Annotated in this window: 22 protein-coding genes; 14 read left to right on the top strand and 8 right to left on the bottom strand. The window is 60.9% G+C overall.

The features are described from left to right. Positions 1–46 precede the first annotated feature (46 nt). Complete coding sequence (gene trxB / locus QA637_RS06745; RefSeq protein ID WP_153440990.1) at positions 47–1021, bottom strand: thioredoxin-disulfide reductase; 975 nt, start codon at positions 1019–1021, stop codon at positions 47–49. A 536-nt stretch (positions 1022–1557) separates the two neighbouring features. Here trxB and QA637_RS06740 point away from each other — a divergent pair. The 4 genes from QA637_RS06740 to QA637_RS06725 all read left to right on the top strand — a co-directional run bounded on the left by QA637_RS06740 (position 1558) and on the right by QA637_RS06725 (position 5078). Further along, a complete protein-coding gene (locus QA637_RS06740) occupies positions 1558–2028 on the top strand; it encodes an Lrp/AsnC family transcriptional regulator (RefSeq protein ID WP_153440991.1) in 471 nt (156 codons plus the stop codon). A 143-nt stretch (positions 2029–2171) separates the two neighbouring features. Next, positions 2172–2984 carry a glycosyltransferase family 2 protein gene (locus QA637_RS06735; protein ID WP_184108743.1) on the top strand — a complete coding sequence of 271 codons (813 nt, stop codon included), beginning with the start codon at positions 2172–2174 and terminating at the stop codon, positions 2982–2984. Between the two features lie 42 nt (positions 2985–3026). Beyond that, positions 3027–4052, top strand: a complete 1026-nt coding sequence (locus QA637_RS06730; RefSeq protein WP_153440992.1) for a glycosyltransferase — start codon at positions 3027–3029, stop codon at positions 4050–4052. Between the two features lie 3 nt (positions 4053–4055). Continuing rightward, positions 4056–5078 carry a glycosyltransferase gene (locus QA637_RS06725; protein ID WP_153440993.1) on the top strand — a complete coding sequence of 341 codons (1023 nt, stop codon included), beginning with the start codon at positions 4056–4058 and terminating at the stop codon, positions 5076–5078. Positions 5079–5093: 15 nt separating this feature from the next. Here the strand turns inward: QA637_RS06725 and QA637_RS06720 are convergent, their stop codons facing one another. Together QA637_RS06720 and greA are read right to left on the bottom strand one after the other, a co-directional pair. Next, positions 5094–6149, bottom strand: coding sequence for a glycosyltransferase family 4 protein (locus QA637_RS06720; RefSeq protein ID WP_184108741.1), 1056 nt, complete (start codon positions 6147–6149; stop codon positions 5094–5096). A gap of 180 nt (positions 6150–6329) precedes the next feature. Further along, complete coding sequence (gene greA / locus QA637_RS06715; RefSeq protein WP_136505474.1) at positions 6330–6806, bottom strand: transcription elongation factor GreA; 477 nt, start codon at positions 6804–6806, stop codon at positions 6330–6332. A 288-nt stretch (positions 6807–7094) separates the two neighbouring features. Here greA and QA637_RS06710 point away from each other — a divergent pair, with 288 nt between their 5' ends. Continuing rightward, positions 7095–8549, top strand: coding sequence for an MFS transporter (locus QA637_RS06710; RefSeq protein WP_283064378.1), 1455 nt, complete (start codon positions 7095–7097; stop codon positions 8547–8549). A gap of 79 nt (positions 8550–8628) precedes the next feature. Here the strand turns inward: QA637_RS06710 and QA637_RS06705 are convergent, their stop codons facing one another. Both QA637_RS06705 and carB read right to left on the bottom strand, forming a co-directional pair. Further along, positions 8629–8943: a DUF6894 family protein gene (locus QA637_RS06705; protein WP_184108739.1), complete on the bottom strand. Its 315-nt coding sequence runs from the start codon at positions 8941–8943 to the stop codon at positions 8629–8631. A 203-nt stretch (positions 8944–9146) separates the two neighbouring features. Continuing rightward, positions 9147–12638 carry a carbamoyl-phosphate synthase large subunit gene (carB, locus tag QA637_RS06700; protein ID WP_153440997.1) on the bottom strand — a complete coding sequence of 1164 codons (3492 nt, stop codon included), beginning with the start codon at positions 12636–12638 and terminating at the stop codon, positions 9147–9149. Positions 12639–12969: 331 nt separating this feature from the next. Between carB and ypfJ the strand changes: the two genes are divergently transcribed. Continuing rightward, positions 12970–13911, top strand: a complete 942-nt coding sequence (gene ypfJ / locus QA637_RS06695; RefSeq protein ID WP_283064374.1) for a KPN_02809 family neutral zinc metallopeptidase — start codon at positions 12970–12972, stop codon at positions 13909–13911. Between the two features lie 204 nt (positions 13912–14115). On the opposite strand, the gene QA637_RS06690 is transcribed toward ypfJ, so the two are convergent. Beyond that, the gene (locus QA637_RS06690; RefSeq protein ID WP_283064372.1) at positions 14116–15114 is read right to left on the bottom strand and encodes an aldo/keto reductase; all 999 of its coding nucleotides are present in this window, start codon (positions 15112–15114) and stop codon (positions 14116–14118) included. Positions 15115–15232: 118 nt separating this feature from the next. On the opposite strand from QA637_RS06690, the gene QA637_RS06685 reads away from it, so the two are divergent. From QA637_RS06685 to tgt, 8 genes are all read left to right on the top strand, one after another. After that, the gene (locus tag QA637_RS06685; protein WP_283064370.1) at positions 15233–16138 is read left to right on the top strand and encodes a LysR family transcriptional regulator; all 906 of its coding nucleotides are present in this window, start codon (positions 15233–15235) and stop codon (positions 16136–16138) included. A gap of 160 nt (positions 16139–16298) precedes the next feature. Next, on the top strand, positions 16299–17558 hold the full coding sequence (locus tag QA637_RS06680; RefSeq protein WP_283064368.1) for a TCR/Tet family MFS transporter: 1260 nt from the start codon (positions 16299–16301) through the stop codon (positions 17556–17558). A gap of 382 nt (positions 17559–17940) precedes the next feature. After that, positions 17941–19338 (top strand): MATE family efflux transporter, encoded by a 1398-nt coding sequence (locus QA637_RS06675; protein ID WP_283064366.1) that lies wholly within the window; start codon positions 17941–17943, stop codon positions 19336–19338. 503 nt (positions 19339–19841) lie between these two features. Continuing rightward, positions 19842–20336: a pantetheine-phosphate adenylyltransferase gene (gene coaD, locus QA637_RS06670; RefSeq protein WP_153441003.1), complete on the top strand. Its 495-nt coding sequence runs from the start codon at positions 19842–19844 to the stop codon at positions 20334–20336. A 33-nt stretch (positions 20337–20369) separates the two neighbouring features. Next, positions 20370–20942: a peptidylprolyl isomerase gene (locus QA637_RS06665; RefSeq protein WP_283064365.1), complete on the top strand. Its 573-nt coding sequence runs from the start codon at positions 20370–20372 to the stop codon at positions 20940–20942. Between the two features lie 22 nt (positions 20943–20964). Beyond that, on the top strand, positions 20965–21474 hold the full coding sequence (locus QA637_RS06660; protein WP_136505465.1) for a peptidylprolyl isomerase: 510 nt from the start codon (positions 20965–20967) through the stop codon (positions 21472–21474). Positions 21475–21550: 76 nt separating this feature from the next. Then, positions 21551–22633 carry a tRNA preQ1(34) S-adenosylmethionine ribosyltransferase-isomerase QueA gene (queA, locus tag QA637_RS06655; RefSeq protein WP_153441005.1) on the top strand — a complete coding sequence of 361 codons (1083 nt, stop codon included), beginning with the start codon at positions 21551–21553 and terminating at the stop codon, positions 22631–22633. Next, positions 22634–23764, top strand: coding sequence for a tRNA guanosine(34) transglycosylase Tgt (tgt, locus tag QA637_RS06650; RefSeq protein WP_283064363.1), 1131 nt, complete (start codon positions 22634–22636; stop codon positions 23762–23764). It abuts the gene before it with no gap. A gap of 15 nt (positions 23765–23779) precedes the next feature. On the opposite strand, the gene QA637_RS06645 is transcribed toward tgt, so the two are convergent. Both QA637_RS06645 and QA637_RS06640 read right to left on the bottom strand, forming a co-directional pair. After that, complete coding sequence (locus QA637_RS06645; protein ID WP_283064361.1) at positions 23780–24199, bottom strand: DUF4864 domain-containing protein; 420 nt, start codon at positions 24197–24199, stop codon at positions 23780–23782. Between the two features lie 620 nt (positions 24200–24819). Further along, the gene (locus tag QA637_RS06640; protein WP_283064360.1) at positions 24820–26247 is read right to left on the bottom strand and encodes an ISNCY family transposase; all 1428 of its coding nucleotides are present in this window, start codon (positions 26245–26247) and stop codon (positions 24820–24822) included. Between the last annotated feature and the right edge of the window lie 236 nt (positions 26248–26483).

Below are 26483 nucleotides of genomic sequence, written 5' to 3'. Positions count from 1 at the left end.
CACGCGAGACGCGGCGCCTTGCGGCGCGCGCCCCGATTCGCAGCTTCTATTCGGCTGCAATTGCGACGGGCATATGACCCGCCAGATATTTCTCCGCCTCGAGCGCCGCCATGCAGCCCATGCCGGCGGCCGTGACTGCCTGGCGATAGACGTCGTCGGTGACATCACCGGCAGCAAACACGCCTGCGACATCGGTTGCCGTCGAGTCCGGTGCGGTCCAGAGATAGCCGTTCGGCTTCTGGCGAAGCTTGCCCTTGAACAACTCCACCGCCGGCGCATGGCCAATCGCGACGAAAACACCATCGGTCACCATGTCCGTGGTTTCGCCGGTCTTGGTATTGCGAAGCTTCACGCCGTTGACCGAAGCAGGCATCGGCGGCTTTGCGGGCGTGCCGAGATATTCGACGACCTCGTGGTCCCAGATGACCTTCACGTTCGGCTTGGCGAAAAGACGCTCCTGAAGGATCTTTTCCGCCCTGAATGCGTCGCGGCGGTGAACGACGGTGACGGTCTTTGCCAGGTTCGAAAGGTAGAGCGCTTCTTCCACGGCGGAATTGCCGCCCCCGACGACGATCACATCCTTGTTCCGATAGAAGAAGCCATCGCAGGTGGCGCATGCCGAAACCCCGAAGCCCATGAAGGTCGGCTCCGTTTCGATGCCCAGCCACTTCGCCTTGGCGCCGGTAGCAATGATCAATGCGTCCGTGGTCCAGTCGTTACCGCTATCGGTCTTGATGCGAAAGGGACGGACGGAAAGATCGACATCGGTAACGAGGTCATTGACGATCTCCGCGCCGACGTGCGTCGCCTGCTTCAGCATCTGTTCCATCATCCAGGGGCCCTGGACCGGATCGGCGTAGCCGGGATAATTCTCCACGTCGGTGGTGATCATCAATTGGCCACCCTGTTCCATACCTGCGATCAGCACCGGCGACAGCATGGCGCGTGCCGTATAGATCGCCGCAGTATAGCCAGCAGGGCCGGAGCCGATAATCAGCACTTTGGTATGGCGGGCGGTCATGAACGTGTCCTTGAAAGGCCGGAGAGCCGAGGCAGCATTATCCGGTTCCGTGGTTATTGGCAAAATATTGCCTTACTTTAGGTATTCACCGCTCGTACTTTCAAGGGTGCGGCCGCCGATACACACAAGTGCTTGGGGCAGGGGCAGCGTTTTGGCACCAGATCGGGCATTTTTGCATCGTTTTCGACGCATCGGCCGACCACGGTGTGCGATTCCGCCGCAACGGCAATCCGCTGTGTTTGCGCCGCCACCGTCCTGAAGGCGCAGCCCGAAGGTTTTTGTGCATGCGGCAGTGAGTGCTCTCGTTTTGGCGTCACGTTGCATGCTACTCACCGGAGCGAAATTAGCCGCTTGCAGGAACGGCGGACCTGTCGCATTCGTGGCGACGGCGCTATCGTCCGCTTGCAGCTTGAAGCGGCGATTGGCGCTACATTCGTCAGGGCAGTTGCGGCGGGGACGGCCCGATACTGTCGACGATCCTGCTGGCGGGCATATAAGGCCTCCTCGCCAAGGCCGACAATTGGGGATGCTAGGCAATGGTCATACGCGTCGAGCTCGATGCCATCGATATGAAAATACTGCGCGAACTGCAGAGCAACGGCCGGATGACGAATGTCGAGCTCGCCGAGCGCGTGGGCATCTCGGCGCCTCCTTGTCTGCGCCGCGTCCGTAAGCTGGAGGAATCAGGTGTCATTCGCGGCTACCGCGCATTGCTCAACGCGTCGGCGCTCGGCTACGACCTCGTTGCCTTCTGTATGGTCGGCCTCAAGCATCAATCGGATGCGAATCTCAAAGCATTCGCCGCCCGCACCGCATCATGGCCGCTCGTCCGCGAGGCCTGGATGGTCTCGGGCGAATCAGACTTTCTGCTGCAGTGCGTAGCCGAGAACCTTGCGAGCTTCCAGGATTTCGTTATTGAGGAACTGACGGCAACCGACAATGTCGACACGGTACGCACGATGCTGACGATCCGCCAGGTGAAGGACGCGTGCCAGGTGGAAATCTAGCCGTGCGGCCGGCGTTCGCCTCGTTCAGCCTGCGGCCCCTGTAGGAAATTGCTCGTGAAAACATGCTCCCCATCGGGGAAAATGCCGGAATGTTTCGTAAGCTGGCGCGGCTCGTTTCGCAAACAGCTTGAAAAGGCATCGGCGTGACCTCCAAGCTTCCGCTTTCCGCTTTCATCATCTGCCTCAATGAAGAAGGCTATCTGGGCAATTGCATCGAAAGCCTCGATCAATGCGCCGAGATCGTCATCGTCGATTCGGGCTCGACCGACGGCACGGCGGCTCTGGTGCAGTCCTATATCGACAGGGGCTGGCCGATCCGATTCCTGTATGAGCCGTGGCGCGGCTATGCAGGACAGAAGCAGTTCGCGCTCGAGCAATGCAGCCAGCCTTGGTGCTTCAATATCGATGCGGACGAAAGGCTGGATGCGCCGCTGCGCAAGCTTTTGCCGGAGCTTCTCCAAGCCCCAGCGGACACGGTGGGATGGCGCGTTGCGCGACGACCTTACCTTATCGGCTACGGCTATACACCTACAAAGGTGCATGAGCGGCGGAACCTGCGCCTGATCCGCGGAGGCAGGGGGCGATACGATCTCAGTCAGAAGGTACATGAAGGAATCGTACCGGACGGCAAGGTCGAGAACGCCCGCTCCGGAAGCCTTCTTCATTTCCGGCCGCTGTTGATGGATGAGCAGATCCTTAAGGAAAACAAGTACTCGAGCCTGAAAGCCGACCAGCAGTTTGAAGCAGGCAAGCCGCCCAGGTCCTACAAGCTCGTCTTCGGTCCACCGCTTTATTTCTTTCGCCTCTATTTTCGCAACGGCCTTTGGCGCTGCGGCCTGTCGGGCTTCATCGAGGCCATGACAGGCGCTGTCTATTCTTTTCTGACGGCGGCCAAGATGTATCAAAGGCACGCGCTCAAGGCACGGCCGAATACCGACGACGCGCTTTCCCACTAGCGCCATTCCGGGAAGGGTGATCCAAGCCTCGAAAGGTAACCCATGAAGGTCATGCATATTCATTTCGGCAAGGAAGGCGGAGCAGAACGATTCTTCGTCAACCTCATCAATGCCCTGTATGACAGGGGCGTCGAACAACGCGTGCTCATCCGGCCCGACCGCAGTTGGCGCAAGGATATCGAAGGCAGTGCGACGGTTTACGAAGGTATCTTCCGCAGAATATCGCTTTCGCGCTTCCTTCTGCATTGGCGGATGCGGCGCATTCTTCGCGAATTCCGGCCCGACGTCATCATGGCATGGCAATTGCGGGCAAGCCGTTTCATGCCGGCATACAAGGGCGCCCTGCGCATATCTCGCCTCGGCGATTATCCCGAGCATCTCGGCTACTATACCAATGTGGAGACGCTGGTTTGCATCACCCCGGACATGGCCGCGAAGGTTCGCGAGCTCGGATGGAAGCGCGGGATCGAAGTCATTGCGAACTTCACCCGCGCGATACCGGTCGCTCCAATCGCACGCGACGAGATGCAGACACCGGCGGACGCATTCGTAGTCGTCGGCATGGGTCGGTTCGTCAGGCGCAAGGGTTTCGACGGGCTTATCCGTGCGATCGAGAAGGTCGATGGCGCCCACCTTTGGCTCGTCGGAGATGGGCCGGAGCGTGAGCGGCTCGAGGGCCTGACGGACGAGTTGGGCCTTCGCGACCGCGTCCGGTTCACGGGCTGGCAGACCAACGCCTACGGCTATCTCGCTGCCGGTGACGTCTTCGTCATCAATTCTTCGCATGAGCCGCTCGGCAACGTCTGCTTCGAGGGCTGGGGCGCCGGGAAGGCGACGATCTCATCGCGCGCGGAGGGGCCGTCCTGGGTGATGACGGACGAAGTCGACGCGCTGATGGTGGACCGCGGCGACGACGACGGCCTGGCAAACGCAATCCGTCGACTACGCGACGATCCGGAGCTTCGGGAAAGATTGAGTGTCGGCGGCCGCGAAACATTGCGCACGCGCTTTTCCGAGCAGGCGATCACCGACGCCTATCTCGAACTCTTCTCCAGGGGCGCAGAGTAAGCAATGAAGATCATGCACTTCCATTTCGGCAAGGATGGCGGCGCCGAGCGTTTCTTCGTCCATCTCGTCAACGCGCTTGCCGAGCGCGGTGTGAAGCAGACGGCCGTCATCCGACCGCAGCGTATCTGGCGCCCGGAGATCGAAGGCGCAACCAGGATTGTGGAAAGCCATTTCCGAAACCTGTCGCTCGATCGCCTGCTCCTGCCGCGCAGGGTGATGCACATGGCAAGGCGCGACCGGCCGGACGCGCTGATGGCTTGGGCACCACGCGCCAGCGAACTGATGCCGGCCTACAAGGGCTGCATCAAGATTTCCCGGCTCGGCGACTATCCGCCACGCCTCGACTATTTTCGCAACACCGACTGCCTCGTCTGCAATACGCCCGGCATTGCCGGACATGTTCGCAAGCTCGGCTGGAAGCGGGAGATCGAGATCATCTCGAACTTCACCAACACCGACCGCGTCGAACCAGTCAGTCGGGCAACGCTCGACACGCCGGAGGAAGCTCCGGTCGTCATGTCGATGGGGCGCTTTGTCGAACGCAAGGGTTTCCATACATTGATCCAGGCGATCGCCAAAGTGCCCGGCGCTTACCTTTGGCTGCTCGGTGATGGTGAAGAGCGGGACAACCTTCAAAAGCTCGCAACCGATCTCGGTGTCGCCGCCCGTGTGCGCTTCGCCGGATGGCAGAAGGACACGAGGCCCTTCCTTGCGGCAGCCGATATTTTCGTGATGGCTTCGAGCCACGAGCCACTCGGCAATGTCATTCTCGAGGCGTGGGCGCAAGGAACACCGGTCGTCTCAAGCCGGTCCGAGGGGCCGCAGTGGTTCATGCGCGATGGGGAAAACGGTCTGATGGTCGATATCGGCGATGAGGACGGCTTCGCGCATGCGGTCGAGCGGATCGTCAGCGACGATGCGCTGCGCGCAAGCCTTGCCGAGCGCGGGCACCAGACTCTGATGAGTCAATTTTCCAAAGAGGCCATTACGGACGCCTACCTGAAGCTTTTCGGCTCAAAGCGGTAGTCTTTTCTATGTCGCTCAGCGCATGAGTTTTTCGTAGATGGCGCCTATTGCCCGCGCTTCGCCCTCAATCGCGAAGCTCTTCGAGGTCCACGAAAGGCCGTTGGCGGCAGCGGCCGACAATCTCGGCAGGTCATCCATGAAAGCGGCCGCACCATCGACCATGGCGTCCAAATCGTCGGCTGCAATGATGACGCCCGTTTCCTCGGTACCGCCGGCGATCAGTTCCGAGAAAGCACCGACGTCGGTTGCCACGACCGGAACACCGCTTGCCATGGCCTCCAATGGTGTCAGACCGAATCCCTCCCAGCGTTGCGGTGCGATGAAAAGGTCGAGCGCCCGGTACCAATCGGGGATGTTGGTGTGTTCTCCGACGAAGAGGATGCGATCTGCAAGGCCCGCCTTGGCAACCCGTTGCTTCAATTCCGCCTCGAAGGCGAGATGCTGTCCGGTCGCGCGCCCCGCAACGACCGCGCACCAGTCGGGGCGGCTGGGCAGGAGCGCAATCATGCTGTCTACGAAAAGATCCGTACCCTTCTGACGGCGCACGCGTCCGAAACAGCCAGCAATCTTCTTGCCAGAATCGAGCCCAAGTGCACGTTTTGCTTCCGCTTTGTCCGCCGCCGGGCGAAAGCGCCTGGTGTCTATGCCATGCAGTATCACGGTATTCGGCACCTGCAGATAGGCGGCTGTCTTGCCACTCGTCGCAATCACCGCATCCATCCTGCCGATAAGGAACTTGCTCCACCCCGTGTGCCGGCGCTGCGAGGCGGACGTGAAAACGATCCTGATTTTCATGCGCAGAAGATCGCGCAGGATGATCGCCGGCAGCATTTCAACATTGCGGCGCGCGTGCCAGACGCGGCAAGGCCGGCCCGCCGGGGCCTTCCACAGATGGATCAGATCCCGAAAGCGGATCGACGGCAACGTCGTTGGAAGGCCAGGGCCGAGAACCGCAATCTTCTGGCCGAGCGCACGCTGGATCGGAACGAGCTGTATGATCGTCGAAGTGACGCCGGAGAGGCGTTGCTTGAAATTGGGCGCAATGACCTCGATGTCCCGGATATCGGCCACGTGAGCGCACTCCTCGCACATGCGACAATCATCATTTTGCAAAAGGGGCATCATTTGCAAAAGGGGGGAAGGGGGCGGAGCGAGCCTCACGCCCCTTTAAGCGGGATGAGCGCACTCCTCCCTTGGTAACTTCGGTCACGTATTGGGTTACCACAACCCAAATCATGACGCCGGAGCCGTTCAGCCCCAGTGGATGGCGAGGATTTCGTAGGCCTTGGAGCCGCCGGGGGCGTTGACCTCGATCGAGTCGCCGACTTCCTTGCCGATCAGCGCACGGGCAATCGGAGAGGAAATCGAAATACGACCCGCTTTGACGTCGGCTTCCTGGTCGCCGACGATCTGGTAGGTCTTTTCCTCTTCGGTGTCCTCGTCGACGAGCTTGACCTTGGCGCCGAACTTGATCTTCGACCCCGACATCTTGGAAAGATCGATGACCTCGGCGCGCGCGATCAGATCCTCGAGCTCGGTGATCCGGCCCTCGTTGTGGCTCTGCGCTTCCTTGGCAGCATGATATTCAGCGTTTTCCGACAAGTCGCCATGGGCGCGGGCCTCGGCGATCGCTTCGATGATTCGCGGGCGCTCTCCTTGCTGCCGCCAGCGCAGTTCTTCCTGCAGATTGGCGAATCCACCCTGTGTCATCGGCACTTTGTCGACCATTTCATCATCCTTCATCAAACACGCGGCGCCACCTTTCGGCGGCGCCAACGCAAAAGAAAACGGCCTCCGGCGCGCCAGCGTCGGAACCGTCCGAAACATCCGAACCGCACTTATAACAGAAACGGAAGTGCGAAAGCCAGATTTTTCGCGGCCCTCCCGAGGCGCCAAGAGGTGGAAGTACAACCGGAGCGATTGAACAACAAGCGCGGGTCACAAAGAAAACCTCTTTACCTCAACCGCGGTTGAGGTCGTATCAGTGCTGGTTCCATGAACGATGGAATCGGATCAATGAGTTTGACAGCAGAAAATCTACGGGCGTCGAACGTGGCGGGGCAAAGGGAAATCGAGGGGCGCTGGAGCGAACTCCTGCGGCCACACCACCTGGCTGCGACGGTGACACTGTGCCTCGGCGTTGCGCTCTTCGCCTTCAACGAATTCTTCGTTTCGACGGCGTTGCCGACAGCAGTCGAGGAATTCGGCGGCGCAGCCTTGTTGTCATGGGCGCTCACGCTCTACCTCGTTTTCGCCATCGTCGGCGGCGCCGTGGCGGCAAACCAGAAGGCCCGGTTCGGCGCGCGCAACACGCTGATCGCGGCCGCGCTTGTATTCGGCACAGGCACTGTCATCGCCACGGCGGCCACCGGCATGCCGCAGGTGCTTGCCGGCAGGGTGCTGCAGGGACTGGGCGAAGGCGTCATCGCGGCCGTCTGTTATGCACTGATACCCGAGCTCTTCCCGCCGCGACTCGTGCCCAAGATCTTTGGAGCGGAGGCGATCGTTTGGGCCACCGCCGCCTTTGCCGGACCGCTCATTTCCGGGCTGCTCACTGAATATTGGTCTTGGCGCGCCGCCTTCTTCGTCAACGTGCCGGCCGCAGCGATCTTCCTCGTGCTCGTCGGCGCCATCGTTCGCCGGCCGGGGCAGGGCGGCAAGAAGACGACAGGATCGGTGCCGTTACTGCGGCTCACCGCTTTTGGCATCGGCGTTCTGCTGATTTCGGTCTCCAACACGGCAGGCAACGGCTACGCCATGGCGGCTTTGCTGGCGACAGCGCTCGCGATCTTCATCAACACGATCCGCGTCGACCGGCGATCGCGGAACTCCATCCTGCCCTCCGGCGCCTTCTCGATCAACCGCCCGCTCGGCGCCGGCCTCTGGGTCGTGCTCCTAATGCCGCTCGCCCAGGCGTCCGGCTCCGTCTATCTCGTCTATGCATTGCAGCATCTTTGGGGTTTCGGCCCGACGGCCGCCGGTTCCTCGAGCGCCTTGATGGCCATCTCCTGGAGCGCAACAGCAATCCTGGTCGCAAGCCTGCGCTCGCGTGGCCTGCGCGTTCAGTTGATCTGCGCGGGACCGCTGCTTCTCTGCCTTGGCCTCGTCGGATTGACGCTCACCGTCGGCACCGGCGACTACCGGCTGGTCTTCATGAGCCAGATCGCCATCGGTATGGGCTTCGGCATCAGTTGGGGAACACTCAGCCAGTTGCTGATGGATGCCTCGCCCACCGAGGAGCGCGACAAGACCTCCGCACTGCTGCCGACGCTGCAATCGGCCGGTTACGCGATCGGCGCAGCCGTTTTCGGTGTGACGGCCAATGCCCTCGGTTTCGATGAAGGCGCGAGCGACTCAGTGCTGTGCGCGGCATTGCTCGGCGTGTTCGCGCTCGGCTGCGCCATCGCTGCCGCATCGCTCTTCTTCGGTGCCAGGACCTTGCGCTTGCTGCGCGACGGCGTGCCTCAATAGCGATCCGGCACGCAAAGATCGGGCTGAGCCGCTGCGTTTGCGCGATCGGTGCCGATCGCTTCCTTCCCGGTTGCAAGCGTCACAGTGGGCTCATGGGAACGGTAGCCGGACCCGGGGCGCCGTCGGCTGGATTGCGAAAGAGACCCGGATAACGCCGGCCGACCAAGGCAAGTCGCTCGCGACCTCGCCCCACCGATGGCACCACGGTCGCGAGCAGGGTGCCTCTCTTTGAGCGCACCTCGACCTTCAGCGACCCGTAACCTGCGTCGCGACCGATCTTGTCGGCAATGCGCTGAGCGTAATAAAGCGCCGAACCCTCGTCAAAATGGGCGATGCCCTCATCGTCGACGAATCGTTCATCGCCCCAACGAAGATCGAAGAAATAAAGCTGCACGTCGTTGCCCCGGTCATGCGCGTCGCCGGCCGATTCCGGCTCTCATGCGCATAGCGGCATAAAAACATGCCGCCTTCGAATGCAACCTGAACCAAACGTTCAGGTTGCATTCACAAGGGTAAATGCGACGGCAGATGTTCGATGGGATGGGCTTGCCATGTATGAAGCTGCGCACCCGAGACCGGGTGCGCAGAGGCACATTGTCAGGCGTCGAAGTAGCTCTGCAGCGGACGCACTTCGAGGTTGCCCGCTTTCAAGGCCTTAATCGCAAGCGCCGCCGCTTCGGCGCCGGCCATCGTGGTGTAATACGGCACCTTCTGCATCAGTGTCGCACGGCGCAGCGACTTCGAATCGGAGATCGCCTTGTTGCCATCGGTCGTGTTGATGACGAGCTGGACCTGTCGGTTGCGAATTGCATCCTCGACGTGAGGCCGGCCCTCGAGGACCTTGTTGATCTTGGTGGCGGCAATGCCCTGCTCGCCGAGGAAACGCGCCGTACCGCCGGTCGCCATTACCTTGAAGCCAATGTCGGCGAGAATCCGGATTGCCGGCAGCACGCGCACCTTGTCCTCGTCGCGAACGGAAACGAAAACCGTTCCGTCGCGCGGCAGGTCCACACCCGCGCCGAGCTGGGACTTGGCAAAGGCGAGCGCATAGTCCGTGTCGAGGCCGATAACTTCGCCGGTCGAGCGCATTTCGGGCCCGAGCAGCGTGTCGACGCCAGGGAACCGGGCAAACGGGAAGACCGCTTCCTTGACGGCGATGTGTTTCAGATTGCGCGGGTCCGGTTTCCGGCCATAGGCGGCAATCGCCGTCTCCAGCGCTTCTCCCGCCATCACGCGTGCCGCAATCTTCGCGATCGGCGCGCCGATGGTTTTCGCCACAAAGGGGACGGTGCGCGACGCCCGCGGGTTGACCTCGAGCACGTAGATCGTGCCGTCCTTGATGGCGAACTGCACGTTCATCAGGCCGCCGACGTTGAGCGCCTTGGCAAGCGCCGTCGTCTGGCGTTCAAGCTCATCGACGAGCTCGTTGTCGAGCGTATGAACCGGCAGCGAGCAGGCGGAGTCGCCGGAGTGGATACCGGCTTCCTCGATGTGCTCCATGATGCCCGAGACGAAAACGTCCTTGCCGTCGCAGAGGCAGTCGACGTCCACTTCGGTCGCATTCGACAGGTAGCTGTCGAAAAGCAGCGGGTTCTTGCCGAGCAGCGTGTTGATCTGTCCAGTCTTGTCATTTGGATAGCGCTGCTTGATGTCTTCCGGCACCAGCCCCGGTACCGTATCGAGCAGATAGGTCTGCAGCATGCTTTCCGAATGGATGATCTGCATGGCGCGGCCACCCAGAACATAGGACGGGCGCACGACAAGCGGGAAGCCGATTTCCGCGGCAACGAGGCGAGCCTGTTCGACGGAATAGGCGATGCCGTTGTTCGGCTGGTTAAGATCGAGCTTCATCAAGAGCTTCTGGAATCGATCGCGGTCCTCGGCGAGATCGATCGCATCGGGCGCGGTGCCGAGGATCGGAATGCCGTTCTTTTCCAGCGCTTCGGCAAGCTTCAGCGGCGTCTGCCCGCCGAACTGAACGATGACGCCGTGCAGCGTGCCGTTTTCCTGTTCGGCGCGCATGATCTCGATCACATCTTCCGCCGTCAGCGGCTCGAAATAAAGCCGGTCGGACGTGTCATAGTCGGTCGAAACGGTTTCCGGATTGCAGTTGACCATGATCGCTTCGTAGCCTGCGTCCTTCAGCGCGAAGGCCGCGTGGCAGCAGCAGTAGTCGAACTCGATGCCCTGGCCGATCCGGTTCGGGCCGCCGCCGAGGATGACGACCTTCTTGCGGTCGGAAACCTGCGCTTCCGAACGCGCGGCACCCACGAAAGGCGTTTCATAGGTCGAATACATGTACGCGGTCGGGGAGGCGAACTCGGCCGCGCAGGTGTCGATGCGCTTGTAGACCGGGCGAACGTTGAGCGCATTGCGCAGTTCCGCCACTTCCTTCGGACGCTTGCCGGTGAGCGTCGCAAGCCGGGCGTCGGAGAAACCCATGGCCTTGAGCATACGCAGGTTTTCCGCATCCTGTGGCAGGCCGTGCTCGCGGATGCGCACTTCCATGTCGACGATCGCCTTGAACTGGGCGATGAACCACGGGTCGATCTTGCACGCCTCGTGGACCTCCGCCTCGCTCATGCCGAGACGAAGCGCCTGGGCAACCATGCGCAGCCGGTCGGGGGTCGCCGTGCCGATCGCCGCGCGGATGGCGTTGCGGCCGTCGCCGTTCTCGTCGAAGTCCGGGATGTCGATCTCGTCGAGACCGGTGAGGCCCGTTTCGAGACCGCGCAATGCCTTCTGCAGCGATTCGGCGAAGGTGCGGCCGATCGCCATGACTTCACCCACCGACTTCATCGCGGTCGTCAGCGTCGGTTCGGCGCCGGGGAACTTTTCGAAGGCGAAACGTGGGATCTTGGTCACGACATAGTCGATCGAGGGTTCGAAGGATGCGGGAGTCGCGCCGCCGGTGATATCATTCTCCAGTTCGTCGAGCGTGTAGCCGACGGCAAGCTTTGCCGCGATCTTGGCGATCGGGAAGCCGGTTGCCTTGGATGCCAGCGCAGACGAGCGCGACACGCGCGGGTTCATCTCGATGACGACCAGCCGACCGTTCGCCGGATTGACGGCAAACTGCACGTTCGAGCCGCCGGTCTCGACACCGATCTCGCGCAGCACCGCGATCGAGGCGTTGCGCATGATCTGGTATTCCTTGTCGGTCAAGGTCAGCGCCGGCGCAACGGTGATCGAATCGCCCGTGTGCACGCCCATCGGATCGATGTTCTCGATCGAGCAGATGATGATGCAGTTGTCCGCCTTGTCGCGGACGACCTCCATCTCATATTCCTTCCAGCCGAGGACCGACTCCTCGATCAGGACTTCCGTCGTCGGCGACGCATCGAGACCGCTCCCGACGATCTCGAAGAATTCCGAACGGTTATAGGCGATGCCACCACCGGTGCCGCCAAGCGTGAAAGAGGGGCGGATGATCGCGGGCAGGCCGACGTCGTCGAGCGCCTGCGCGGCAATTGCCATGGCGTGGTTGAGGTAGCGCTGCTTGCGGTCGCCTTCACCGAGGTTCCACTGATTTTCCAGTTCATCGAGCGCCCTGTCGAGCTCGGCGCCGTCAAGCCGGGCTTTCAGCTCCGCCCGTTCCGCCTCATGCGCTTTGCGATCCAGATCCTTGATGTCGGTCGCGTTCGCAAGCCGCGATTTGGGCGTTTCAAGACCGATCTTCGCCATGGCCTCACGGAAGAGGGCACGATCCTCGGCCTTGTCGATCGCCTCCGGCTTGGCGCCGATCATCTCGACATTATATCGGTCGAGCACGCCCATGCGGCGCAGCGAGAGCGCGGTGTTGAGTGCCGTCTGGCCGCCCATGGTCGGCAAGAGTGCATCCGGGCGTTCCTTGGCGATGATTTTGGCGACGACTTCCGGCGTGATCGGCTCGACATAGGTCGCATCCGCCAGCCCCGGGTCGGTCATGATCGTGGCCGGGTTGGAATTGACCAGGATGACGCGGTAGCCTTCCTCTTTCAGCGCCTTGCAGGCCTGCGTGCCGGAATAGTCGAACTCACATGCCTGACCGATGACGATCGGCCCCGCGCCGATTATGAGGATCGATTTGATATCTTGGCGCTTCGGCATAGCTCTTATCCGTCTCTAGCTGCGCGAAAAACCGGCCAGGGTGGGAGGTCACCGGCCGGGGCGCGCATTTATGGTCTTTTCAGGCTAGAAGCGGCTTATAGGCAAATGTTTCTGCAAGCGAAACCCCGAAAATTTCGGAATCGACAATAATGCGAAGATATTTGTGGCGCCCACTCCCGCACCCCTCGGAACGGTCGCTGGAAAATGAGAAAGCCCGCAAAGAACGGCCGGATGAAACGGCGCGGCGGGGATAGCGTTTTACAAGGATCGTCGCTCGGGCATATAAATCATTCAATGCATTAAAGCTGATGCGACGCCTGGAGGACTGATCATGGAATGGAAAGGCCGCCGCCAATCCGGAAACATTGAGGATCAGCGCGGGGCGAGCCCCGAAGGCGGTCTGGGAGGCAGCCCCTTCGGCCGTGGCGGCGGGTTCCGCCTGCCGGGCGGGGGAGGCGGCATGCGCCGCGCCGGCGGAGGATTGAGCTTCGGCACGATCATCTTTCTTGTCATCCTCTACTTCGTGCTCCGGGCTATGGGCATCGACATGCTTCAGGTCCTGGAAGGCGGCCCGATGAACATGCCCGGCTTCGAGCAGAGCGACGGCTCGCAGGTGCCACAAGGCTCGGCCGAAGAGGAAGAGATGAAAGCCTTCATGGCGACGGTGCTTGCCGAAACGGAGGACACCTGGAACGGTATCTTCCAGGCGAGCGGCGAGCAGTATGAGGAGCCGAAGCTGGTGCTGTTCAATGGCTCCGTCCGTTCGGCCTGCGGCTTTGCCTCGGCCGCCTCCGGCCCGTTCTATTGCCCGGGCGACCGCAAGGTCTATCTCGACATGAGCTTCTTTGACGAACTCGCTCACAAATTCGATGCCGCCGGCGACTTCGCCCAGGCCTATGTGCTTGCCCATGAGGTCGGCCATCACGTGCAGAACCTGATCGGCGTCTTGCCGAAATTCAATCAGATGCGGCAGCGCATGAGCGAGGTCGATGCAAACCAAATGTCGATCCGCGTCGAACTGCAGGCCGATTGTTTCGCCGGCATCTGGGGCAAATATACGGAGCAGAAGGGACTGCTGGAACGCGGCGACCTGGAGGAGGCGCTGAATGCCGCCACGCAGATCGGCGACGATACGCTGCAAAAGCGCATGCAAGGCTACGTCGTCCCGGAGAGCTTCAACCACGGCACATCTGAGCAACGGATGAAATGGTTCCAGCGCGGCTTCGACAGCGGCCAGATGTCGGCTTGCGACACCTTCTCCGGGTCCGTCTGATCGGGATCCTCCGGAGCGGGCGCTCAAGCCCGATCCGAACAACTAACGCGCGTCACATGGAAACAAGTGACGCTCTGTCAATCTTTGTTGCATGCATGTCGTTGTCCCGAAACCGCTGCACACTGTCGGGCGATATGCATTCTTTGCTGCATGCATGTCGTTATCCCGAAACCGCTGCACACTGTCGGGCGACATGCATGAGGTTCAGCCGTGCCGTTCGCTGTCCATGTGCGCGAGTTGCGCTTCCGGATAGCGAGCACCGGCGGCAGCGTCCTTCGGCACGGCACGTTCGATCGCCGCCAGATCATCCGCATCGAGGCGAACGGCCTGCGAACCAAGCGCTTCGGCAAGCCGGTCGCGGCGGCGCGCGCCGACAAGCGGGACGATATCTGCACCCTGCGCGGCGACCCAGGCGATCGCGATCTGCGCGACAGTAACGCCCTTTGCATCTGCGACGCGTCGCAGCGCCTCGACCAGAGCCAGGTTCTGCTCGACGTTGCCTTCCTGGAAGCGCGGGCTCATGGCGCGGAAATCGCGGCCCTTGGCCGCACCCTTCTGCCAGTGGCCGCTGATCAGGCCGCGCGAAAGGACGCCGTAGGCCGTGATGCCGATACCGAGCTCGCGGCATGTCGGCAGGATCTCCGCCTCGATCCCGCGGGAGATCAGCGAGTACTCTATCTGAAGATCGACGATCGGATGGACGGCGGCCGCGCGCCGGATCGTCTCGGGCCCGACCTCGGAAAGGCCGATGTGGCGAACATAGCCGGCCTTCACCATATCTGCGATCGCGCCAACGGTGTCCTCGATCGGAACATCGGGATCGAGGCGAGCCGGTCTGTAGATATCGATGTGGTCTACGCCCAGCCGTTGCAGCGTATAGGCGAGGAAATTGCGCACGGCCTGCGGGCGGCCATCATATCCCATCCACGCGCCGGCAGCGTCGCGCAACGCACCGAACTTGACGCTCAGTTGCGCCTGATCGCGATCGCGTCCCCTGAGGGCCTCCCCGATCAGCATCTCGTTGTGACCCATGCCGTAGAAATCACCGGTGTCGAGCAATGTGACACCCGCATCGAGCGCGGCATGAATCGTTGCGATGCTTTCCGCGCGGTCCGACGGACCGTACATGCCCGACATACCCATGCAGCCAAGCCCGATCACGGAAACCTCCGGGCCGGATTCTCCAAGCGAAACCTTTTGCATCTCACTTCTCCTTCGATGAGGCCGTTGTCCGGCCGTTTCGTTCACTGTCGTATTTACTTCAGGTCGTAGTGTGCGATAATCGGCCGCAAGCCAAACAGCTTGTCCATAATTCCGTACAATGAACGACCTTCCGCTCGCAGATCTCGACGCCTTTGCCGCCGTTGCCCGTGAACGCAGTTTCCGCACTGCTGCCCGCAAACGCGGCGTTTCGGCTTCCGCGCTCAGCGAGGCGTTGCGGCGGCTGGAGGCGAGGCTGGGCGTGAGACTGCTCAATCGCACGACCCGCAGCGTCACCCCGACAGAGGCGGGCATGCGGCTGCTCGAACGCTTGTCGCCAGCACTTGGAGAGATCGCCGGAGCGCTCGATCAGGTGGGCAGCCTCCGTGACAGCCCGGCGGGCACGCTTAGGCTGAATGTGCCGACAATCGTCGCCCGCGAAATCCTGCCGCCACTTGTCGGTCGCTTCCTCAAGGCCAATCCGGCGATTACGGTGGAGGTGACGGCCGAAGACGGCTTCATCGATGTTCTCGCCGCTGGGTTCGACGCCGGCGTGCGCTACGAGGAACGACTCGAGCGAGACATGATCGCTATCCCGATCGGCCCGCGCGTGCAGCGTTATCTTACCGCCGCTTCCCCGGATTATCTTGCCCGACACGGCATACCGCAACATCCGCGTGACCTTCTCGAACACGCCACCATTCGCCATCGATTCCCAAGCGGCGTTGCCTTGTCGTGGGAGTTTGGAGAAGGCGATGCCGCCCTGACCATTGCGCCGCCCGCAGTCATCCTGGCCAACGCGATCGACCTCGAAGTCGGCGCGGCGATCGACGGTCTCGGAGTCATCCGCACATTCGAGGAATTTCTGGCGCCGGCGATCAAAGCAGGGCGGCTCGTGCCAATTCTCGAATCGTGGGTAACCCGCTTTCCCGGACCGTTCCTCTACTATGCCAGCCGCCGCCATATGCCGGCACCGCTCAGGGCCTTCGTCGATTTCCTGAAGGCGGAACAACGGCGTTCGGAATAGTAAGACCGCGCGCAGGAAACATAAGCGGACGCGATCGTTTCGATCATAAACTTTGAAATGTTCACGCATTGTTTCGTTTATAACAATACGATACACCTTATTTGGTGACGTCGTTCACGTTCTGTCTCCACACTGACGATACACAGCGGGGAGGGGCTTCATGCTCGACAAGAAATTCGTGCGGCGTGGACTGTTTCTCGTCTTTCTCATCCTCTTTCTTGACATCATGGGCATCGCCATCATCGTGCCGGTGCTGCCGACCTATCTGAAGGAACTGACTGGCGCAGATGTCGGCGAAGCAGCAATCGACGGCGGCTGGCTGCTGCTCGTCTATTCAGCGATGCAGTTTCTCTTTGCACCTTTGATCGGCAATTTGAGCGATCGCTTCGGGCGGCGCCCGATCCTGCTTGCCTCCGTGCTCACCTTCGCGATCGACAACCTGATCTGTGCGCTTGCAACGAGCTACTGGATGCTTTTTGTCGGCCGTGTCCTTGCCGGCATCAGCGGCGCGAGCTTCGGAACCGCGTCCGCCTACATTGCCGACATCAGCGACGACAGCAATCGCGCGAAGAATTTCGGGTTAATCGGCATTGCTTTCGGCACCGGCTTCGCGCTCGGCCCCGTGATTGGCGGCTTTCTCGGAGAGCTAGGCCCAAGGGTGCCGTTTTACGGCGCCGCCGCACTGTCCTTCATCAACTTCATGGTCGGCCTGTTCCTCCTGCCCGAAACCCTGGCCCACGCAAACAAGCGGCGCTTCGAGTGGTGGCGCGCCAATCCTCTCGGCGCGCTCAAACAGATGCGCAACTATCCCGGCGTCGGCTGGATCGGTCTTGTCTTTTTCCTCTATTGGTTGGCGCATGCGGTCTACCCAGCGGTCTGGTCGTTCGTCTTAACCTACCGTTATGGCTGGAGCGAAGGGCAGATCGGGCTGTCGCTCGGAATCTTCGGTATCGGCGGAGCGTTTGTAATGGCCGTTGTCCTACCGCGCGTCGTGACGCGGTTCGGAGAACGGCGAACGGCTGCGCTCGGACTCGTCTTCACTGCGCTCGGAATGGCCGGCTATGCCGCCGCCTGGCAGGGCTGGATGGTGTATGCCGTGATCGTCGCGACGGCACTTGAAAGCCTCGCCGATCCTCCATTGCGCAGCATTGCATCTGCCCACGTCCCGCCGTCCGCCCAAGGCGACCTGCAGGGAGCGCTCACCAGCCTTTCGAGCATCACGACGATCGTCGGGCCGCTCATCTTCACGCAGATCTTCGGATATTTCACCAACCCCGCGGCGGCCTTCTCGTTTTCCGGCGCACCCTACGCGCTGGCGGGCTGCCTCATTCTCACGGGGCTCGCAGTCTTCTTGCTGCGCGTGCGTCCACTACCCCGCGAGGCATTCCAGGATGGCGTGGCGAAACCAACGCAGGCCTAATGCATGTCGCCTAAAAGTGTGCAGCGGTTTTGGGACAACGACATGCATCAGAGCAATAACCTAAAGCGCGTCGCATCAGCCCGATCGAACGCGACGCGCTTTAGGCCCGGCGAGACAACGCCTTCAAATTGATCAATTTTTTTGATCCTTCGATGAAAAATTGAGCAGTCAGGCCTTTCTTGCTGGCACTTTCGTCGGCACTGCTCTATCTCGGATATTCTTCCACCGAGTTGATTTGCAGCCGATCTGCCGCAACAGAACGGGACAATGAAAAAATGTGAGCGGTTTTCCGCCCGCATCCCGCTCTAACTTTTTGAAATCGATGACATTTGTGATTTTGGATGCGTCCAAGGTCATGAACGTGATCTGGAGCCAGATTCCCATGCTGACCACGAACACTAGCCAAATTCAGCTTCAGAACGACAATTCGTGGAGCAACCACTTTCGTGCAAGCTTCTATCTCGGTGTGCCTTTCATCGGCGCTCAGCTGGCGCAGCTGGCGATCAATACGACCGATGTGTTGATGGTCGGCAAGCTTGGCGCGACCGAGCTCGCGGCAATTATCCTTGCGACGCAGACATTCTTTACCGTCTTCATTTTCGGCAGCGGCTTTGCCAATGCGGTGGTGCCCATGGCCGCGCAGGCGCAGGGCCGTGGCGACAAGGTTTCCGTCCGCCGCTCGGTGAGAATGGGCATATGGGTGGTGCTGCTCTACGGTGCACTCACGGCACCGCTCCTGTGGATGGCTGAGTCGATCCTTCTCTTTGCCGGCCAAAAGCCCGAAGTCGCGAAGCTCGCCGGGGAGTACCTGCATATCGCGCAATGGGCGATATTTCCGAGCCTCACTTTTATGGTGCTGAGGGCATTCCTGAGCGGCTTGGAGCGGGCAGGCATCATTCTCTACGTCACGCTTGCAACGCTCGTTATCAATGCGCTGCTTTGCTACGTGCTGATCTACGGGCACTTCGGCTTTCCCGCGCTCGGCATATTCGGCGCGGCCCTTGCGGCCCTTGGCGTCGCCTTGCTTGGTGCAGCCCTCACGATCGCCTATATCCGCAGCCGGCCGGAACTGAACCAGTACGAACTCTTCGTGCGCTTCTGGCGGCCGGACTGGCCGGCATTCTGCGAGGTGATCTATCTCGGCGTTCCGATCTCCATGACGATTCTCGCCGAAGTCAGCCTGTTTACCGCCGCGTCCCTGCTCATGGGCAATATCGGCACTATGGAACTGGCCGCGCACGGGATCGCCCTTCAATTCGCCTCGATCGCCTTCATGATCCCGCTCGGTCTCGCGCAGGCTGGAACAGTGCGTATCGGTCTTGCCTACGGAAGCGGTGACTTGCAGGGCGTCAGACGGGCCGCCATTGCCGTGCTCGTGCTCGGCAGCCTCTTTGCTGCCGTCGGCAGCACGATCTTCGCGCTCTTTCCCCGAGAGCTTGCAGCCCTCTATCTGGACACGAGCCGGCCCGATGCGGCGGAGGTGCTCGCTTTTGCCGGTCCGTTGATCGTCATCGCCGGGGCTTTCCAGCTTGTCGATGGTCTCCAGGCCATCGCCGCCGGAATGCTGCGTGGCCTCAAGGACACGACGATACCGATGATCCTGGCGATGATCTCCTATTGGCCGATCGGCTTCTTCTGCGCCTGGGTGTTCGCTTTTCCGCTGAACTTCGGCGGCGTCGGCGTCTGGTTCGGCTTTGTGCTGGGGCTTGCGGCGGCAGCCCTGTCGCTCAATTGGCGCTTCTTCCATCTGCTTCGTTCGATGCAGGCGAAGGCCTTTTGAACCATGGCCCCGCGGCGCCTCAAACCAAGCAGCGCGGGACGAAAAGAAAAAGCCGGACGGGCAGGGGAGGCCGTCCGGCTTACAAGAGCGACCTCATCAGGGGAAGATATGAGGGCGCTTATTTTGAAACTTCCGGCAAGAAGTTCCTGGAGGCATTTACAGATTAAAGCCGCGATCTTGCTCGTTGCGGACACGCACTTCGCTGCGAAGCGCATGGATTGTGGCGACGGACATCGCGAAAAACATTGTCATCGAAAACAGAGCAAGTCCCATGGCCGTAATCCTTTCAGTTCCTAAAACGGCATGTCTCCAAAAAAGGTTCCGTTCATTCTTGCCTCACGGTACAACTTCCGGTGTGAAACCATCTTGAACACTCCATTCATCTAGCATTCATTCTTTCTTGCCTGCTGTTTCCGAGGGAACAGGCGAAAGCGCGGGCTGCGCTGCCCTTGCGGTCAGCCGCCTTCCGTGACAAAAGGCTTCACCAAACGGAAACAGGTGCGATGACCACGGCTTTCTACCCCGGCTCCTTCGATCCGATGACGAACGGGCATCTTGATGTGCTTGTGCAGGCACTGAACGTCGCGGCAAAGGTCATCGTGGCGATCGGCATTCATCCTGGAAAAGCGCCGCTCTTTTCGTTCGAAGAGCGCGCCGATCTCATCCGCCGCTCGCTGAACGAGTCTCTGCCTGAAAGGGCAGGTGATATCGCCGTTGTTTCCTTCGATAATCTGGTGGTCGACGCGGCGCGCCGTCACGGCGCGACCCTGCTGGTGCGCGGCCTGCGCGATGGCACGGATCTCGATTACGAGATGCAGATGGCCGGCATGAACCGGCAGATGGCTCCGGACATCCAGACACTGTTTTTACCGGCGGGCACCGCATCACGGCCCATTACGGCCACATTGGTCCGCCAGATCGCGGCGATGGGCGGCGACGTAAGCGCCTTCGTGCCCCGTGCGGTCCATCAGGCGCTGCAGGCGAAGCGTAAGGCCTGAGCGCGGACAGCTCACACCACTCAGGGAGAAACCATGAAAATCCTCCAATTCGCTTTCGCAGGGGCCCTGGCGCTCGCCACCCTGACAGGGTCGGCCTTCGCGCAGTCGAGCGACAATGTGATCACGATCGAGCTGAAGGACGGCCCGGTCGTTGTCGAGCTGCGCCCGGACATCGCGCCGAAGCACGTTCAGCAGATCAAGGAGCTCGCTGCTGCAGGCGAATACGACAACGTTGCCTTTCATCGCGTGATCAAGGGCTTCATGGCACAGACGGGCGACGTGCAATATGGAGATATGAAGGACGGCTATCAGGCCGATCTCGCTGGAACGGGTGGCTCCTCCAAACCCGACCTGCCGGCGGAATTCTCCGACGTGCCCTTCGAGCGTGGTACAGTAGGCATGGCGCGCTCGCAGGATCCGAACAGCGCCAACTCGCAGTTCTTTATCATGTTCGCGCCGGGTGACTTCCTCAACGGCCAGTATACGGTCGTCGGCAAGGTGGTCGAAGGCATGGAGAATGTCGACAAGATCAAGCTCGGGGATGACGCCAACAACGGCGCCGTCACCGATCCAGACCGTATGATCAGCGTCAAGGTCGGCAAGTAAGTCAAACAGAAGGAGAAGAACCATGGCCGAGATCAAGGATCCGGAAAACACGATCATCATGGAGACCACCAAGGGCAGGGTCGTGATCGAGCTTCTGCCGGACGTCGCTCCGGGTCATGTCGCTCGTATCAAGGAGCTGACTCGCGAGGGCGCCTATGATGGAGTCGTGTTCCATCGCGTGATCGAGGATTTCATGGCGCAGACCGGCGACGTGCAGTACGGAAAGACCGGCAGCGAACACTTCAATCCCGGCCGCGCGGGCATGGGCGGCTCCTCCAAGCCCGACCTCAAGGCCGAGTTCTCCGACAAGAGCCACGTGCGTGGCACGTGCTCGATGGCCCGCAGCCAGATGCCGAACTCGGCAAACTCGCAGTTCTTCATCTGCTTCACCGATGCTCCCTGGCTCAACAAGCAGTACTCGATCTGGGGCCAGGTAATCGAAGGCATGGAGAATGTCGATAAGATCAAGCGCGGCGAGCCGGTGCGTGATCCCGACACCATCGTGTCGATGCGGGTTGCCGCCGACGCCTGATTTGCGCTAATGCACGGACCCGCCCCGGTCGCGTCAAAAGACGCCGGGGCGGGTTTGCTTTTGTCTGATACCATCGATGCGCGTAGACCTGTTTGACTTCGACCTGCCGGAAACTTCCATTGCGCTGCGGCCCGCAAATCCGCGCGACAGCGCCCGCATGCTTGTCGTGCGGCCGGACGGCGAGCCTGTCCTCGCCGACCACGGCGTTCTCGACCTGCCGTCGTTCCTGCGGCCCGGGGACGCACTCGTTTTCAACGACACCAAGGTGATACCGGCGCAGCTCGAAGGCCTTCGCAGGCGCAGCGATGAGATCGTCACGCAGGTCTCGCTGACGCTGCATATGCGGGTCGCACCTGACCGCTGGAAGGCTTTCGCGCGACCGGCGCGCCGGCTGAAACCTGGTGACCGCATCTCGTTCGGCCACGGCGGAAACAGCTGCCTGCTCGGCACGCTCGACGCCACTGTCGAAGAGAAGGCCGACGCCGGCGAGGTAACACTTCGCTTCGACCTTTCCGGACCGGCACTCGACGAGGCGATCATGGCCGTCGGCCATATCCCGCTGCCCCCCTATATCGCATCCAAACGTCCGGACGATGCGCGGGACCGAACTGACTATCAGACCGTCTATGCGCGGGAAGAGGGAGCCGTCGCGGCACCGACCGCCGGATTGCATTTCACCGAACGCCTTTTCACAAGGCTAGACGAGGTCGGCATTGAGCGCCACTTCGTAACCCTGCACGTCGGTGCGGGGACCTTTTTGCCGGTCAAGACGGATGACACCGACGATCACGTGATGCACGAGGAAATCGGCCACGTGAGCGCGGCGACAGCCAACAGCCTGAATGCGGTGCGGGCGAGGGGCGGACGCATCGTCTGCGTCGGCACGACGTCGCTTCGACTGATCGAAAGCGCGGCAACGAAGGAAGGCGAAATCCGGCCCTGGTCCGGCGCGACCGGCATCTTCATCACGCCGGGCTATCGCTTCCGTGCGGTCGATATGCTGATGACCAATTTCCATCTGCCGAAATCGACGCTTTTCATGCTTGTTTCGGCCTTCGCCGGGCTCGACACGATGCGTGCCGCCTATGCGCACGCGATCGCCGCCGGCTACCGCTTCTATTCCTATGGCGATTCAAGCCTGCTTTTCCGGAAAAACTAGATGACCGAGACGTTTCAATTCAAGCTGCTTGCAACCGACGGCAAGGCGCGCCGCGGCGAGGTTTCGATGCCGCGCGGCACGATCCGCACGCCTGCATTCATGCCTGTCGGAACCGTCGGCACGGTCAAGGCGATGTATCTTGACCAGGTGCGGGAACTCGGCGCCGACATCATCCTAGGCAACACCTATCATCTGATGCTGCGTCCCGGTGCCGAACGTGTTGCGCGGCTCGGCGGACTGCACAACTTCATCCGCTGGGAACGGCCGATCCTGACGGACAGCGGCGGCTTCCAGGTCATGTCGCTGTCCAGCCTGCGCAAGCTCAACGAGCAGGGCGTGACCTTCAAGAGCCATGTGGACGGCGCGCTCTATCACATGTCGCCGGAACGTTCGATCGAGATCCAGGGATTGCTCGACAGCGACATCCAGATGCAGCTCGACGAGTGCGTGGCGCTGCCTGCCGAACCCAACGAAATCGAACGGGCGATGGAAATGTCGCTGCGCTGGGCGGAACGCTGCAAGGTGGCCTTCGGCGACCAGCCGGGCAAGGCCATGTTCGGAATCGTCCAGGGCGGGGACCTTGCGAAACTGCGCGAGCGCTCGGCTCTTGCGCTCAGAGATCTTGATCTCAAGGGCTACGCCATCGGCGGGCTGGCCGTGGGCGAACCGCAGGACGTGATGCTCGACATGCTCGACGTCACATGCCCGGCACTGCCTGCCGAAAAGCCACGCTACCTGATGGGTGTCGGCACACCGGACGATATCCTGAAATCCGTCGCGCATGGCATCGACATGTTCGATTGCGTCATGCCGACCCGTTCCGGCCGCCATGGCCTGGCCTTCACCCGCTACGGCCGCATCAACCTTCGAAATGCCCGCCACGCCGAAGACATGCGGCCACTCGACGAGCAATCGTCGTGCCCGGCCACACGCGACTACTCGCGGGCCTACCTGCATCATCTGATCCGCTCGAATGAGTCGCTCGGGGGCATGCTGCTCAGCTGGAACAACCTGGCCTATTATCAGGAGCTGATGGCGGGCATCCGCAAGGCGATCGAGGAGGGGCGTTACGCCGATTTCATGGCGGAGACCCAGGAAAACTGGAAACGCGGTGACTTGCCGCCCGTCTGACCTCCTTTCAGCCTGTCAGAGTTGAGGGCCGGACGCGGTCTGCAGCATCATCACGCCATTGATCTTGTAACTGCCATCCGGCTGGTGAACGAGGTCATAGATCGCCGTCCAGTCCTTGCCGTCCGATCCCGAGATCAGAACTTCCTGGAAGACCTCTTCACCGACCACCTTTGAGCGGCCGAAGGCGAAGTTGCCCGGGCGATAGAGGTGCTGATAGCTGCGCTTGACCATGTCGAAAAAGATGATCTTGTCCGGAAATTTTGTCCTGATAGCCGGCGAGGCGAAGGAATAGGCCGTCTCGGCGTCGTCGTCCAGGAAAGCCTTGATCTGAGCACGGATGATGGATTGCGCCGTATCGACAGGCTCATCGGCGAGGGCCGAACCCGCTCCAATCGAAAGCGCCAGCCAAAGTGCAACACAAACGATCCTGACCATGACTGGCCTCCATCCGCTACTGAACTAGGCTTGATGCGAACGCCGGTAAGTGTCCCGTATCCACCAGATTACAACATTATTTGTCTCTAATATACAAATATGCGTGTTATTTCAATGCAGTGCGCAATAAATCTAACGTAAGTCCGCAGGCATCATAACTTCGTGATGTCGCCATGGCGAACGAATATCGGTTGGTTGCGCGGCGCAGATCAAACAGAGCCGATCAGCCTTCCACGTAAATTGTGGGATCGAGCTAAGACGTCGCGGCCTTGCGCTCCATCAACTGATGAAGTCGTCGGCGATCGAGAAGGGTGAGCTGCAAATAGCACTGCGACATCTAAAAGTCCCCAAGGGCAAACCATTGTTTTCATTGCCATGTCGCACTTCAAATTAGAATGTACCCCGCTACATCAAATGTCACAGCTATTTAAAGATGAGACAAAGTAGTCAAATTAGAAACGCGACGTCATCCTACTCCTTATTACTTCGTTTGCAAGTTGCTATATTTACAAAGTACGCAGACGATAGCCGCCGGCCGGGTGGAGCTGGTCAGGGTTGCGCAGCCCGGTCGGCGGCGGATGGCTCCAGCGGCAAGATAAACTTTAGCTTTGACACCCCGATCACTCCGCCGCCTTCAGCTGCGCAAGGGCTTGCTGGCGCTTGGCGATGACCACCGGATCCTTGGTAAAATCCGTCCTCCGGCCAGGCTTGGTGCCGCGCTTTTGGTAGCCATTGCTTTGGCTGCCGTCGCGTATGCCGAACATGTGGTCCGTCTGGCCGGTGCGGCGCGGCCCGCCCTTGCTGCGCTGTTGCTCTCGTCCGGCCTGCATCTCGGCGACCACGGCCAGCATGTCATCAAGGCGCTTGTTCTCGACCACCTCGGAGCGGTGCACCGACCGTAAGGTGTCGAAGGCTCTGTAGGGCAGGGACGTCCCCTCATGGGTGATCTCGAGGCGGCCGTCGGGATAGTCGCAGACAATGAGCTTCTTGCCGGCGAGCGCCGTGGCGAGGTCGGTCGGATCGAGGATGAACATCACCTTGTCATAGCGCAGCGTCAGCGACTGCGACAGCTTGCGGACCTCCTTGCGGCACATGGCGCCATCGAGGTTCTCATGCGCGGCAAACGGCCGATGCATGTCCTTCGGATTGCGCGGCGCCTTGCCAAAGCGGCGATTGAAGTCGGCCATGAACTCCGGCGCATAGGCATTGGCCGCCGCGATCGAGTCGATGCCGCGCAGCCGCAGTTCCTTGACCAGCCGATCCTGCAGCGTCTGGTTGGCGCGCTCGACGCGCCCCTTGGCCTGCGGGGTATTGGCGCAGATGATGTCGATGTTGAGCTCATAAAGGGCCCGGCCGAACTGCGTCAGGCCACTGGTTCTGTCCTTCTTGGAAGCATGGGTGGTGCGGAAGATGCCATGCTTGTCGCTGTAGAAGGCGATCGGCTTGCCCCATTGCTGCAGATAGGCCTTCGTCGCGTGCAGATAGTCGAAGGTGTTCTCCGATCCGGCGAAGCGCAGATGCAAGAGCTTGCCGGTGGCATCGTCGATATAGACGAGCAGGGCGCATTTGGGTCCGCGGTTCTCGAACCACCGATGAAGCGAGCCGTCGATCTGAACGAGTTCGCCGAAACAATCGCGCCGGCCGCGCGGCTGGAAAACCCGCTTCTTGCGCTCGCGTCGCGACACCCAGATGCCGGCTTCCATCATCCACTGACGCAGCGTCTCCTTGCTGACGGCAATCCGGTGGCGTTCGAGCAGCTTCTCGGCGGCCAACGTCGGTCCAAAATCCAGGTAATGCTCACGCACCAGGTCGAGCACCAGGTTGCGGAAGTCCTCGCTGTAACGCCGGTTGCTCGGACGGCCGCGCTTCTTCGAGACGAGACCGTCGGCGCCGGCCTGGTCATAGGCCTGCAACAGCCGGTGGACCTGACTGCGGCTAAGACGAAGCAACGCGGCCGCCTCGACGACGGTCAGGCTGCGCCCGCGAATCCGCTGGATGAGTTCAAGACGATGCAATTCCTTCTGCGACATGGTGATCAAACAAGACATGACGACTCCGAACGCTCATGGTCTCAACCACGCTTCACCTCGCCAGTCTTCCTTCCAAACGTTGACGTTTGACCAGCATCCCAAGAGGCGACGACTGTCGCATCTCTAACTGGCTCATATGTCGCATCTCTAAACTGCCGCTACATCAAAAGATCGCATAAGATAGATTATGGAACTCGCGCGCGCGGCTTCGAAGTCGCTGAATCCCACGAAATCAATGCCTTGGAGCCGCATTC

The organism is Sinorhizobium terangae, assembly GCF_029714365.1.
Taxonomy (GTDB): domain Bacteria; phylum Pseudomonadota; class Alphaproteobacteria; order Rhizobiales; family Rhizobiaceae; genus Sinorhizobium; species Sinorhizobium terangae.
The sequence above is the reverse complement of the archived record's forward strand: the minus strand, read 5'-3'. Positions and strand labels throughout refer to the sequence as shown.

Excerpts from the sequence above, each read along its gene's own strand:
- trxB (WP_153440990.1), bottom strand. The coding sequence starts at position 1,021 with ATGACCGCCCGCCATACCAAAGTGCTGATTATCGGCTCCGGCCCTGCT.
- QA637_RS06740 (WP_153440991.1), top strand. The coding sequence starts at position 1,558 with ATGGTCATACGCGTCGAGCTCGATGCCATCGATATGAAAATACTGCGC.
- QA637_RS06730 (WP_153440992.1), top strand. The coding sequence starts at position 3,027 with ATGAAGGTCATGCATATTCATTTCGGCAAGGAAGGCGGAGCAGAACGA.
- QA637_RS06725 (WP_153440993.1), top strand. The coding sequence starts at position 4,056 with ATGAAGATCATGCACTTCCATTTCGGCAAGGATGGCGGCGCCGAGCGT.
- greA (WP_136505474.1), bottom strand. The coding sequence starts at position 6,806 with ATGGTCGACAAAGTGCCGATGACACAGGGTGGATTCGCCAATCTGCAG.
- QA637_RS06710 (WP_283064378.1), top strand. The coding sequence starts at position 7,095 with ATGAGTTTGACAGCAGAAAATCTACGGGCGTCGAACGTGGCGGGGCAA.
- carB (WP_153440997.1), bottom strand. The coding sequence starts at position 12,638 with ATGCCGAAGCGCCAAGATATCAAATCGATCCTCATAATCGGCGCGGGG.
- ypfJ (WP_283064374.1), top strand. The coding sequence starts at position 12,970 with ATGGAATGGAAAGGCCGCCGCCAATCCGGAAACATTGAGGATCAGCGC.
- QA637_RS06690 (WP_283064372.1), bottom strand. The coding sequence starts at position 15,114 with ATGCAAAAGGTTTCGCTTGGAGAATCCGGCCCGGAGGTTTCCGTGATC.
- QA637_RS06685 (WP_283064370.1), top strand. The coding sequence starts at position 15,233 with ATGAACGACCTTCCGCTCGCAGATCTCGACGCCTTTGCCGCCGTTGCC.
- QA637_RS06680 (WP_283064368.1), top strand. The coding sequence starts at position 16,299 with ATGCTCGACAAGAAATTCGTGCGGCGTGGACTGTTTCTCGTCTTTCTC.
- QA637_RS06675 (WP_283064366.1), top strand. The coding sequence starts at position 17,941 with ATGCTGACCACGAACACTAGCCAAATTCAGCTTCAGAACGACAATTCG.
- coaD (WP_153441003.1), top strand. The coding sequence starts at position 19,842 with ATGACCACGGCTTTCTACCCCGGCTCCTTCGATCCGATGACGAACGGG.
- QA637_RS06665 (WP_283064365.1), top strand. The coding sequence starts at position 20,370 with ATGAAAATCCTCCAATTCGCTTTCGCAGGGGCCCTGGCGCTCGCCACC.
- QA637_RS06660 (WP_136505465.1), top strand. The coding sequence starts at position 20,965 with ATGGCCGAGATCAAGGATCCGGAAAACACGATCATCATGGAGACCACC.
- queA (WP_153441005.1), top strand. The coding sequence starts at position 21,551 with ATGCGCGTAGACCTGTTTGACTTCGACCTGCCGGAAACTTCCATTGCG.
- tgt (WP_283064363.1), top strand. The coding sequence starts at position 22,634 with ATGACCGAGACGTTTCAATTCAAGCTGCTTGCAACCGACGGCAAGGCG.
- QA637_RS06645 (WP_283064361.1), bottom strand. The coding sequence starts at position 24,199 with ATGGTCAGGATCGTTTGTGTTGCACTTTGGCTGGCGCTTTCGATTGGA.
- QA637_RS06640 (WP_283064360.1), bottom strand. The coding sequence starts at position 26,247 with ATGTCTTGTTTGATCACCATGTCGCAGAAGGAATTGCATCGTCTTGAA.